8 protein-coding genes are annotated in these 12,927 nt (G+C 46.0%); 1 reads left to right on the top strand and 7 read right to left on the bottom strand.

Translation table 11 applies throughout. The features are described from left to right. The first annotated feature begins 8 nt into the window (after positions 1 to 8). Positions 9 to 1,208: an IS91 family transposase gene (locus METTU_RS09460; RefSeq protein ID WP_006891225.1), complete on the top strand. Its 1,200-nt coding sequence runs from the start codon at positions 9 to 11 to the stop codon at positions 1,206 to 1,208. A gap of 1,200 nt (positions 1,209 to 2,408) precedes the next feature. Here METTU_RS09460 and METTU_RS09450 read toward each other — a convergent pair. The 7 genes from METTU_RS09450 to recF all read right to left on the bottom strand — a co-directional run bounded on the left by METTU_RS09450 (position 2,409) and on the right by recF (position 12,918). After that, a complete protein-coding gene (locus METTU_RS09450) occupies positions 2,409 to 4,253 on the bottom strand; it encodes a TniQ family protein (protein ID WP_006891223.1) in 1,845 nt (614 codons plus the stop codon). Continuing rightward, a complete protein-coding gene (locus METTU_RS09445) occupies positions 4,250 to 5,221 on the bottom strand; it encodes a TniB family NTP-binding protein (RefSeq protein ID WP_006891222.1) in 972 nt (323 codons plus the stop codon). The genes METTU_RS09450 and METTU_RS09445 overlap by 4 nt, the downstream gene beginning before the upstream one ends. Beyond that, complete coding sequence (locus tag METTU_RS09440) at positions 5,214 to 7,157, bottom strand: TnsB C-terminal domain-containing protein (protein WP_006891221.1); 1,944 nt, start codon at positions 7,155 to 7,157, stop codon at positions 5,214 to 5,216. Before METTU_RS09440 ends, METTU_RS09445 begins: the two co-directional genes overlap by 8 nt. Beyond that, positions 7,081 to 7,815, bottom strand: coding sequence for a TnsA endonuclease N-terminal domain-containing protein (locus tag METTU_RS21740; RefSeq protein WP_169624881.1), 735 nt, complete (start codon positions 7,813 to 7,815; stop codon positions 7,081 to 7,083). Before METTU_RS21740 ends, METTU_RS09440 begins: the two co-directional genes overlap by 77 nt. Positions 7,816 to 8,032: 217 nt before the next feature. Then, entirely contained in the window at positions 8,033 to 8,425 is a 393-nt protein-coding gene (locus METTU_RS09430; RefSeq protein WP_006891218.1) for a helix-turn-helix domain-containing protein, read from the bottom strand. 907 nt (positions 8,426 to 9,332) lie between these two features. Beyond that, entirely contained in the window at positions 9,333 to 11,798 is a 2,466-nt protein-coding gene (gyrB, locus tag METTU_RS09425) for a DNA topoisomerase (ATP-hydrolyzing) subunit B (RefSeq protein ID WP_006891214.1), read from the bottom strand. A 43-nt stretch (positions 11,799 to 11,841) separates the two neighbouring features. Then, complete coding sequence (gene recF / locus METTU_RS09420) at positions 11,842 to 12,918, bottom strand: DNA replication/repair protein RecF (RefSeq protein WP_006891213.1); 1,077 nt, start codon at positions 12,916 to 12,918, stop codon at positions 11,842 to 11,844. Between the last annotated feature and the right edge of the window lie 9 nt (positions 12,919 to 12,927).

Below are 12,927 nucleotides of genomic sequence, written 5' to 3'. Positions count from 1 at the left end.
CTAAGGTCATGGTGCGTCCCGCACTGGAGGTGGCGGATATCTTCCGCACCCACGGACCCGCTTGGCGACAAGCTCAGCAAACCCACTTAAGTCTGGGGCAACTGAAAGTCATGTCCGCCATCGAACAGTGTCGTACCTCGACCTTGGGTGGGCATGTGTTGCACTGCTCCGCCTGTGAGCATGACGAAATTGCCTACAACTCTTGCCGTAACCGGCACTGCCCAAAATGCCAGGCCAGTGCGGCTAAACGGTGGCTCGAAGCCCGGCAGGCCGATCTGTTACCGGTGGACTATTACCATCTGGTGTTCACCTTGCCCGCGCCGATCAGCGCCATCGCTTACACCAACAAGTCAGTGATCTATGGCTTGCTGTTTGAGGTTGCCGCCGAGACGCTGCGCACCATCGCCGCAGACCCTAAACATCTGGGCGCACGGATCGGAGCCACCTTGATTCTGCATACCTGGGGCTCGGCGTTAACTCATCATCCGCATGTGCACGGCATCGTTCCCGGCGGCGGCTTATCCGTAGACGGCAAGCGATGGGTGGCTTGCAAACCGGGCTTCTTTTTATCGGTACGCGTGCTGTCACGGCTGTTTCGACGGCGTTTTCTGGAAGAACTCAGCAAAGCGCAGGCGGCAGGACAATTGCAGTTCTTCGGTGAGCATGCCCATCTGGCTGACGCCTCGGCCTTTGCTGATTGGCTCGTGCCACTTAAAAAGTGCGAATGGGTGGTCTACGCCAAACGCCCGTTTGCAGGGCCTTCGGCGGTATTGGCTTATCTGTCGCGTTATACCCACCGGGTGGCAATCGCCAACTCACGCCTGATTGCCCTGGACGAGCGCGGCGTCACGTTCCGCTGGAAAGACTACCGAGCCAAGGGCAAGACGCGGCATAAAACCATGACGCTCACTACCGACGAGTTTATCCGCCGCTTCCTGTTGCATGTGTTGCCCAGTGGCTTCCATCGCATTCGTCATTATGGCTTGCTCGCCAATTGCGGCCGCCGTGAACAGCTTGCGCAGGTACGTAAACTACTGCAGGTTATGCCGACCGACAGTGAACTCAACGGTGGGGATACCGATGCGGTAGGACAATCGGCCCAGCCGACTTTCACCTGTCCCGACTGCGGTGCGGCCATGATCATCGTCGAAATCTTAGCGCGCAAACAGCCGATTCGAGCGCCACCTTGGCAACGAGGTACGGCATGAAAACAAGTGCCTGCCAAACGCCAAATCACCTGCCACTGGTTTATCGGCGGTTAGAGCCGATACGGGAAGGCTTGGCCTGGTGGCGTAAAATCCCTATTTTTTGCTCGCCACCGCCACGAAAAATCAGGCGCATAGACTGTGAGATGGACCTACTGGGCTATATCGGGCCTCGGCTGACCAACATGAGAGCCAGGTTAACCCGTACAGCCACCTGTTAAATCTCCATAGTCCATCCCCTGTTCTAGTCCACTGCTGCGTAGCCCGCGGTTTCCTCCCTCGAGGCTTGTCCGACGCCTGCCCACCCAGTTCTGTCGCGTCTTGCAGTCTTGCGCAGGAGGGCAGGCATCTGACAACCCTTAACAAACTCGGTCTTTCACGAATGACGCAGCAGTCCGGCCAGGATCGGTCTTACGGCCCTGTTGGTTGATACGGCGGTTCTAGCAGCAGTTATATCTTCCAACCAGCGCGTTCGCAGTTGGGGACATTTGCTTGCATCTAGGCTGCGTCAGCCGTCGAATAGAGATCCACTGTCGGAGAGTGCGGTTCAGTTGGTTGATAAAGTGGCTACGGCCGTCATTTACGTAATTAGCGGTTTTCTTATATTCGTCGCGTTACTCGTAGTCGCTATCTACGCCACAAAAAGCGGCAAAGAGCATGAATTACATTTCATTGAGGACGCCACCAAAAGCAAAGAGGGTTTCGTTACCCTCTATCTCCCTAATAACGCTGCTCCTGTCATAGGAAAGCCAATCTTCTGTAGTGCATCACATTGCGCATACTGGCTTGGTAACGAAGCGGTTCTATATAGAAATGAATCCGTTGAGAGAATTGTTATTCATAACACTGCGCTCAAGGGGACGCCTGCTGTCGCGCCCGCCTCTTGACTCCAAAGTTAATGACGTAGGGTTAACCTGAAATTGTTGATAGACCGGTTATGGCCGAACTCAAGAATTTAAAATTCAGCCAAGTTGTGTCGAAATTGGTGGCTGTTTTAAAATCGGAAAACCTAGTTGGTTTGCGAATGGAATCAGCTATGGATTTCATCAGAATACACAGCAATATCAGTAAAAATATGTAGTGAAAACCTTCTTTTTAACCAACTATGAAGTTGCATTGCATTAAGGCAAAAACCCGGACTGGTACCAGTTTTGCCTTAGTCATGGCTGTTATCTTGCTTTATGGCGGCTGTTTACATGACAATTATTCCGGTAAATGTTGAACAAAACGATAAAGTAAGCTTGTCTTCAGAATGTCAGCACGGGTATATAGCTTTTGCCTAAGCTTGTAAGAGTTATTGTGGTCAACGGGGAATATTTCGAGTGGCTCCAAGATTTCAACAATTTTTGCTGAACTGATTTCGGACTCTTCCGAGAGTTTGGATAAAATTACATACTCTTGTTTAAATCGCCTTATATGATCGGGAAAAATGACTTTAGCGTTTCTGGAGTCAATTTTATGATGGAGGTAGCCACGGTTTACCAGCTGATAGGTGAATTCTTCGTTCACGCCTAATAACTTAGACGCTTCGGTAACTGACACATACTCAGGAGTGGGACGCAGATTATTTAACCAGCGCATGAATTCTTCCCCATCAATGGATAATGCACGTATTTTTAGTATTTGAGGATCGGATTTTCTGACGACGAGCTGGCCTGATAGTATTGCTTTGATCAGTTGCAAAAAGGGCATTTCAATCCTGCCTTGGATCTGGTATTGCATGATTTGAGATATGGTTAGGCAAGCTGTGGTGATTGGTGCAGCTCCCCTGTTGATATTTTCGATGATGGCGCTGAGTTCAGGTTGTGAGTATTGCCATGTGGAACAATAGTCTCTACGCGGTGGTATTTCAAACTTAAAGCAACCACTGTTTTGCAACTGAGAAAACTGGGCTTTGGTTACTCCCAAAATTTGGGCGGCAAAACTTGCAGGGATTAACCTTTTTAGATGGGGCAAAATTTTTTCCAAGTCAGGACGATACACTGAGCTTTTGGTGTATTTCTCGGCATACTCGTGATGGACGTTGACCTGTTTATCCGTAATTGCTCTACTCAACACGGAGCTGGCAATACCATATTCTTTACAGGCTTTTTGGAATGAGTACCATAGCTGAACTTTTTTGGCGTTTGGAGTAAAAAGCGTGTGCTTTTCGGTTATATCCCGGATTAAGTTCATTACGGCATAATTCTCGACCACATATCTTAATGACTGAAACGACGGCGCTGAAAATTGTTTGAAGAATTCGCGGTAAAAATACACTAGCCTTTTCTGTTGGATGCCAATGTAGCTTGCATGAAACAAGTGTATCGTTTGTAAATAACGCCAGAAACCACTCTGATCGGAAAAAAGCGCTTCGGCACATTGAATAGCCTTATCCTGAAAACCACTGACATACTCGAATTTTTTCCTGGCAGGCTTGGCCAGGTCCTCTCCAACGCCCAGCCATTTCAACATGAATACCATCAGCTCACAGCGTTCCACCATTGTTGGCTGATTGTTAGCGTCGAATAATGGATTGTCTTGATTCAATAAGCCTTCTTCCAGAAATTGCTGCATCCGGAGGACGGATAATGGGACGGGAATCGCTTCTGCGTTTGCCAGTTGCTCAAGGCATTCAGATTGATTTTCATCAACTTTCAGAATGCTTTGATCCTTTTGGCAGTGTGGGCATAAGTCATGTAACCATACTTGGTGTCTGGCACAGGCTACAGACAGTTTTAGTTGCCAACCCATGCGCCAGTATGACTCTTCCTGAAGGCATAGTGGGCAATAGCGTAGCCGCGAGGAGTTGATATGGATATTGGGTAAAGCACATATTGCCTGAAGCTCAGGAACGGTTTGCTCATATCCAGCCCAATCTGTTGCCAACAGGGTGCGATATAACAGCTCATAATTGATTGTTCCCGCCCCTTTACCGGAGAGTAGCCATCGATAGACAGGATACTTGTTCAGGTTGGCAAGCCGAACCAGAAAGCTAATGGGATTTTCATCGGAGAAACAGTTGGTACGGACTGGTGGGCAGATGAGGGTTAATTGTGCGTCCGTCATAACTTTTTCTCCTGGCTCCGAATAACCTCTAACATAGGGGCCTTATAGAAGACCATACCGCGCTGATCCAACCTTTGACCAATAAACTGCGGGTGAAACGGGTTCATCTTACCCACACCTTCAACCCAGATTGAGTCGCTGAAAGCCTGTTCCAGACATTGCCGGTCTATTCCCGGTAAATGGCGATTTGTCGCGATTTGATAAGCGCCCAGCATCAGTTTGACCATGTAGTCCATAGTCCCGTTAGTGGCAAAGTGTAATTGCCTGACAATACCGTCTTGCTGTAAGTCCAGTGGGGACAACATGGCCAATGCCTCATCAATTCTTTTTATGACGCCGAGAAAGTGACTTCGGCTGGTCGGGCACTCTAAGTCGAAGGGTTTTAAATCGATGCGGCGACAAAAGCGACGACGTAGTTGCTCGTTGGCATCCAGAATGATTTGCGTACGCTCCAGCCCCATAATCACCGTTGATACCTGGGCTTTATCAATCAGGGTTTTAAGCCAGTCGGCTACTTCTGCCGGTGCTCTTTTATGGCCTCGGTCGACAAAATGTTGCATTTCATCAAACAAAATCAGTCTGACATTGCAGACTTTGATTAAATGCAAGATACGTATGGTTTTATCGATAGCCGACCCCCGATAAAAAATCGGATCGCCCAACTGAACAAGCATTTCTTCAGCCAGATTTTTGATGGTAGGCAAGGCAGGAATATTGATTGCCAATACGGGAATACTCTTACGATCTACGCGTTCGACTGGTGGAAACTCTTTAACCAGCATATCCATTAGGGTGGTTTTGCCGGTACCCGTTGGACCGACTACCCAATAATTTTTGGTTAACCCAGTTTGCTGATTAAATAGATAAGCCTCTTTAAGTAATTGATAGGCTTCATTAAACGCAGGATGCTTAATAATGAGTCTGGACACGACGGCCCATGTTTGATTGAGCATGCTTTGGTCAATCATGATCAGCCTCCTTGCTGTCCACGTCAAAGTCAGGTATGTCGACAGTACGATAATCTTCGTCAGACTGCTGACTGACTTTTTCCGGTAGCGTGTTAGACGAAAATGCCGCCTGTTGAAGCTCTTCGGTGTTGTAGCGAGCGGCCTTTTTGCGCTGACTGACTTTTTTGCTATTGCTGACCTCGACAATTAACTGGCGCAATTTTTCCTTTCCGCGTAGATATAAATCAATATCGACACGTGCCGCATTCGTTTGGTTGGTGTGTTGGCGTATGAGTAAATGCTGTGCCAGCGTGAGTTTGTTGGCGTACTCGGGGTAGGTGCAAGGAACTCTGAAGTAATCTCCCTGATGTTCATCAAACACCCAGACCTCGCCCAAATCCTCTGGATTAATTCGAATGTTGACCTTAGCAACCCCTCGTTTGCGCAAAGTGGCCAATTCCGCTGAGTTAAACATCAATCCTTGAAATTGCACACCTTCATGGTTTAATTTTCGGCTTTTCTGGATTGCCAAAATCAAATCCAGCTTTTCCTTGCTTTCCGGCAAAACCGGCTCAATGATTTCCAGCCCGTCTTTCCAGGCCAGCGCGGGTGTGATGCCAAGACTTTTATGCGGTGCCTGGATATACACGTCAATCAACCAAACATGCATCAGTTTTTTAAACTCAGCCAATGTTAAGCAGGCTAAATTTTCTGCATCATAATCACCCCTCTGCTTTATATTGGAAAATGTCGTTCCCGCCACTTTGTGGCTGACTTGCCGATTATATGTACCTAAAAATCGCTCAATAGCCCCCTTGTAATGCGGTTGTTTTTTCGGGCAGAAAGTCAGTTCGATATTTAATTCTGCGCACATGCGTCGCAATTGGTGAGCGTGGAACTCCAAGCCATTGTCACAAACAAGATTGACCTTAATCCCGTAAGCAAGCCATTCGTTTTCGACCTCCGGATATTCCTGCGACACATAGGTTTTCGGCATAATTGCGTGCCGGAGAGCACGCATCACGGCAAGTTCTGACGGTGGCTCAAATCCAATCTCGAACCCCAACGGAAGGCGTGAGTAGCGGTCAATAATGAATGTAACTGTGGGTCTGCCGATCGTTAAACCGGTCACGTCATCGATAATCAACAAATCCAGTGGCGTATGATCAACTTCGGCCCGCTCGAGGATGTATTTTGGTTCTGGCCCTTTACCGGCGGCTCGGAAATGTCTGTCAGCTGCTTGTTTGCCTTTTCTGGCCGCCATAACCAAGTATTCATCATAGGTTTCGACGTACCGATAAAATGTTGCTTTGCCTGGGATGGGGAGAGGTGTATTTCGATTGATGTTTAGAGCCTTAATTTTGTGTTTAAGCGCATCATAAACATCTTGGATACTCCCACCTTCTGACTTAAGATAAATCTCATCTATGAGTTGTTGTGCTAACTGCTCCAACTCTTTAACAATTTTTCGCTTATTTTTCGGCCCCTTTTTATATTTAATCAGGGCGGTGATAGACCTATCTGCTTTTATCCACAGCTTCCACCAGCGGTAAACAGTGAGAGCTGACGGCGGATCGGAATTGTTGGACTCTTCTGCGACCAACTTAATGACTCTCGATAACCTGTGGCAAGTAATCTCCTCGCCCAATAGCTCATCAGCCTTTTTCAGATATTTAAGCCGGTAATAGACTTGCTGTTGTATCGCCTCAGGATAGGTGGATAAATCGCTCTCTAACCGCTGATTATTTTCCGAAGTCGTTGTTACGGTCTGCTGCCCACATAAAATGAGTTCTCCCGTGCTCATAAAGCCCAAAAGTTCTTGCTTGGAATAACTGCTTAATGCCAAATCGCTTTTTCGCTCCAATTGACATTGACCGTCTTCAAGAATGCGAATCAGTCGGAATGGCACATTGTCTAAAATCAGGTCCTGTCCGGTATGTAAAGAGGCAAGTTTCATGATGATGGTCTCCATTAGCTGGGGTAAAAAGAGTGCTTGCTAAATTGAGCGGTTGATCGAGATCAATTCGGATATGCAACTGCGCAAGCAGTGCAAAGGCTATGGATTGCAAGCCAAAAAATTGGCTCAACGCCCCAAACGTTGGATCGTTGGCATTAGCCAGCCATGCCTTGGCTTGCTGCGAGATGTGAAAGGCGATCTCGAACCGCAGATAAGGACGCAGTATCGAAAAATTCCTGATTCGATTCGGAAAATTCAGTTCTTCATCAGTTATGACGATGAAGTTGTAGCCCTTTTCAGCCAGAAACTGGTTTGCTAGTTGTAGTCGTTCCAGTATTTGCGGTGAGCGCAGCTTGGACAATGGCTTTATTTCGACATAGATGATTTCGCCGTTATATAGGGTTAGCTCAAAATCCGGTGTATAACGACACATACGTTCCTGGTATGGAAAATAAAGAGTTTCCGGCTGCTCGCGGAATGCTATGACGGCAGGGGAAAATTCAAAGTGATAGCAGGCTTTTTGTTCCAGCTGGGATTCCCAAGCAATCATGCGCTTCATCTTCGTTGATGGGAATTGTCCCCGGACAAGCCCACGAGAGGGTGTAACCGGTTCTCTTGCCCGCTCGGCTTTGGGCTGTGGCGTAATATTCAGGCGCAAAGCGGCGCTCTGACCAGCGCTTTTACGCTCGCCATTAGAGTGTATAGACATAACTATTCCTTACCGAATACGGTAATAAAGTTTTCTGTTAGTGGTAATTTGGCCAGAGTTGGCTTGACGAGAGTTGTGAGCGGGGAGATACTATACTTTCTCACGGCGGAGTATCTACTTCGCTTGCAGCGCGGGGCAAGCCGACTGGTTTGTTCCGTGTTGCACTTTACATATTCATTCTCCTTGTTTTTGTTTGCTTGTTCGATGTGGTGTTTAATGCAAGAACATTTAGCATAATCGTGATTTGTTCTTGGCTTAATCTTCCCAATTGTTGTTTTAATCGGCTTATCAATTGATATTCAGCGAGTATCATGTTGCCAGGCAACTTAAATGACAATTCGGATTGTTCCACACTTTCCCACATTAAGCTTTGCTCTTCCTCATTTAGATCCAATGCAGCAATCAGCCTTTCAAGTACTTTTTTGGATGGCGGTGCTTTCCGACCTTTTTCCAACGAACTGATGTAACAGGCTTGAACACCAAGGTCTGCTGCCAATTGTTTTTGTTGTAGTTGACGACTACGCCTAATATTTTCTAAAAACAACCCGAACGGTGTCATGGAGAGGAGCCTTATTTCAGTAATTTTCTATAAGAATAATAGAATTATGAAAAATATTCAATTTGTTTTTATAATCAATTACTTATTCGATATATCGAAATAAATAAGCACTCTAATTAAGCAATTAACTTTATAAAAACAACCGGGGCGCCAAATATGTTTGTATTGATTGTTATGGTGGCCAGATTGAAGTAATTTGTCGTAATATTTTAGCCGCTAAAATTTCACGAAGTACACTAATCTACAAACAAACTCCTTGCCTGGCGTAAATCGCTTTAACCCATGTTCTTTTTCGGTATTCTGTTTTTTACATTAAGGATTTGTGGAGACGCGGTGCTTTTATCTAAAAGCGCGAATTTACCTGATGGAAAGAGAAAGAAATTAATTATCGTGTTTTTAATTTTTGGTGAACGTGCGAACACCAGCCGCATGTCCCTTTATGGCGTCAACTCGCTTGAAAATATTGCGTGGACTCACATTCGGAGTGGGCTGTTTTAGTCGAAAGCAGTCACCAGTCAACTCTTGCCAGCCTCATTTGTTCGTTGTGTGAGACTGCTTGTAAAGAGCGAGGACCTGTTCCCTTCGTCCCACATTGGGACTCAATAGAAGAAGCAAGACCATATCCACATCCAACTATCTCTGAAAAATAATGAAGCACTAGCTAACTGTACCTATTGACAAAGGAAAATGGTCAACTGACCGTCCAAAACGAAACTGGCAAACCGCTGAACAACAGTAGCAAACTCTGTAAACTGGGTTTCACTATCGCTCTACCCAGTCTACGCTTATTTTGGATGTGACCAACTGGTCACTCGTGGCCATTAGAGCTTATTTCATTAATTATGAGATTTCATTTCACAATTGTGAGATTTATTTCATAAATTATGAGATCCGACAGGTATAAATATTACACGTCCAGATTAGTAACATCCAACGCATTCTTAACAATGAAATCCCGACGCGGCTCTACGACATCGCCCATCAACGTGGTAAATATCTCATCGGCCGCAATCACGTCTTCGATTCTGACTTGCAGCAAGCGGCGGTTATTTGAATCCAACGTGGTTTCCCAAAGTTGTTCCGGGTTCATTTCGCCCAAACCTTTGTAACGCTGGATATGCTGGCCTTTTTTGATTTCCTTCATCATCCATTCAAAAGCCTGTTTAAAGTTGCTGACCGGCTGCTGTCTTTCACCCATTTGCATGAATGAGTCTTCGTTAAACATACCCGCCGTGTCTTTGGCGTATTGCGCGATTTTGTGATAATCCTTGCCATTGAAAAAGGTCGACGGCAATACAAAGGTTTTGGTTATTGCATGCAGTCGCTTATTAACCACGACAGAAAAATCATTGCTTGTTTTGTAGTCCAGTTCAACGATGTATATCGCCTTACTGTCACAGTCAGTCAACCGTTGCTCCATATCGACAAACCAGGCGGCAAGCTTTTGTTGATCCTGCTTGAGCTCATCGCTGATCACATCCATATAGGCAAACTGCTCCAGAAAAATTTCATCGTAACGTCTGGATAAACGATTATTGATACTGTCTACTTCGGTAAACAGTTTAGCCAGTTTTTCCAGGCCCTGCCCTTGAATTGGCGGTGCCGATACATCGGTAAACAGCTGGGCTTTATCCAAGGCGAGCTGAATCAGGTATTCATTCAACTGGGCATCGTCTTTAACGTAATGCTCTTGTTTGCCTTTTTTAACTTTATACAACGGCGGTTGGGCAATATAGATATAGCCTTTCTCGACGATCTCGGGTAATTGACGATAAAAGAACGTCAGCAACAAGGTTCTGATATGCGATCCATCGACGTCCGCATCGGTCATGATGATAATGCGGTGATAACGCAACTTAGCCAGATTATATTCGTCCTTGCCTATGCCGCAGCCTAACGCGGTAATTAACGTTCCAACTTCTTCCGAGGAAATCATTTTGTCGAATCGGGCTTTCTCCACGTTAAGAATTTTCCCCTTTAACGGTAGTATGGCTTGAGTACGACGATCCCTGCCCTGCTTTGCCGATCCGCCCGCAGAATCCCCTTCCACCAGGAACAGTTCGGATAACGCGGGATCTTTTTCCTGGCAATCCGCCAGCTTGCCCGGCAATCCGGCAATATCCAGCGTGGTCTTGCGACGCGTCAAATCACGCGCTTTACGGGCTGCTTCTCTGGCACGGGCGGCCTCGACAATCTTGCCGACGATGGCTTTGGCTATTTGCGGCTTTTCGAGCAAAAACTCCTGTAACTTCTCATTCATCGTCGATTCGACTATCGGTTTAATTTCCGAAGAAACCAGCTTGTCTTTGGTTTGAGATGAAAATTTAGGGTCAGGCACTTTAACCGAAAGAACCGCCGTCAAACCTTCTCGGGCATCATCGCCGGTCGTCTGTACTTTTTCTTTTTTAGCCAAACCGCTGGATTCAATGTATTGATTGATGGTCCGGGTCAAAGCGCCCCTGAAGCCGGCCAAATGGCTGCCGCCATCACGCTGGGGAATATTGTTGGTGTAGCAAAACACATTCTCCTGATAAGAATCATTCCACTGCATAGCTATTTCGACAACAACACCTTCTTTTTCCGCTACAAAGTGAAATACCTCCGGGAACAGCGGCGTTTTGTTTTTATTAAGATGCACAACAAAAGCGCCTATGCCGCCTTCAAACTCGAATACGTCTTGTCGATCAGACCGCTCATCTTCCAGGCTGATACGTACGCCGGAATTCAGGAAGGATAATTCTCTGAGCCTTTTTGCCAGGATGTCGTAGTGAAACTCGACATCGGTAAACGTTTCCGTACTGGGCTTGAAATTTATCAAGGTGCCGGAACCTTCGGCCGGACCTACTGCGGCCAATGGAGCAACCGGATTCCCCATACGGTACTGCTGTTTGTAAAGCTGACCATTCTTGCGCACCTCAAGATTCAACTCTTCGGATAAGGCATTAACAACCGATACACCTACACCGTGCAGACCGCCGCTTACCTTGTAGGCATTATCATCAAATTTACCGCCGGCATGCAGTACCGTCATGATAACTTCCGCCGCAGACACGCCCTCTTCTTTATGAATATCAACAGGAATGCCCCGTCCGTCATCAGAAACAGAGACTGAGCCATTGCTGTGAATAATCACCCTGACCTCTTTACAGTATCCTGCCAAGGCTTCATCAATCGAATTATCGACGACTTCAAAAACCATGTGATGCAACCCGGAACCGTCATCCGTATCACCGATATACATACCCGGTCTTTTTCTTACGGCATCTAACCCTTTTAACACTTGAATATTGGTACTGTCGTATTCAGGCGCGGCAGTTGTTATAGCGGCCGTTTGGCTTGACGTTTCGACAACTTGATCAACGGAGTTACTCATGATTGTTTTTTTCCTATTGGTTGTGAATGTTCCACGTGGAACATTACACGGGTTTTATGGTGCCATGTTCCACGTGGAACATTTTGTAATTTTTTATCTGGCTTAAATCGCCAAAATCTTGTGTTTCTGTAGCCGTTATAAACACTTGGCATGCCATCTCTGACAAGTAGTGCAATAATTTAGCACGATTAACTACATCGAGTTCAGCCGCAAAATCATCAATCAATATGCAGCCGGTCTGGCTTTGTTCGTTGGCAAGCAACTGGACCTGCGCCAATTTTAAGCTCATGACCAATAACTTTAATTGACCGCGTGAAACAAAATCCTTTGCTATCCGGTTATTGACCAATAATTGAAAATCCCCTCGATGCGGTCCGCTATGGGTAAATCCGTAGCGTAAGTCTTTATCCTGATCTTCAATTAAAACCCGGCTGAATTCTTTAGCCGTATCCCAACCGGAGACCAACCTAAGGTCGAGTCCATCAAGGGCGAGAAATCTGCCGATAATCTCGATAAAAACAGGCTTGAATTTTTCTAAATATTGCTGACGGTAGCTATCGACTATTGTACCGTAATAAACAAGTTCATTATCCCAAACATTGATTTGTTCAAGCCGTCTTGTTTTTAACAGCGCATTGCGTTGGGATAAGGCTTTTTTAAACTTGCGCCATGCAGGCAAAAAGTTTTGATCATTATTGAAAACGCCCCAATCTAAAAACTCTCTCCTGATTTGCGAACCGGCATCGAGTAATTCATAGCTTTTGGGATGAATCAGTTGCAACGGCAACGCATAGGCTAAATCCGAGCGTTTTTGTTTTGATTGTTGATTGATGCGAATTTCAATATTTTTACCATCCAGTTGTATGCCCAAATGCAGGTGACTGCCATTTTCCTGCACCGTTTGTGCTGAAACAACCAGATGATTTTGCGTAAAATTGATAACGGACTTGATGGCTGAAGAACGAAAAGATTTGGCTCGTCCCAAAATAAAAATGGCTTCAATGAGCGTACTTTTTCCACTGGCATTTTCTCCAATAATTAGATTAATTGCCGGAGAAGGGACGATGGATTCTTTTTGAATATTTCTAACCCCGTAAATATCCAGTTTCAACAAACTCATAACTGCAAT

The organism is Methylobacter tundripaludum SV96, from assembly GCF_000190755.2.
Lineage (GTDB): Bacteria > Pseudomonadota > Gammaproteobacteria > Methylococcales > Methylomonadaceae > Methylobacter_A > Methylobacter_A tundripaludum.
The sequence above is the reverse complement of the archived record's forward strand: the minus strand, read 5'-3'. Positions and strand labels throughout refer to the sequence as shown.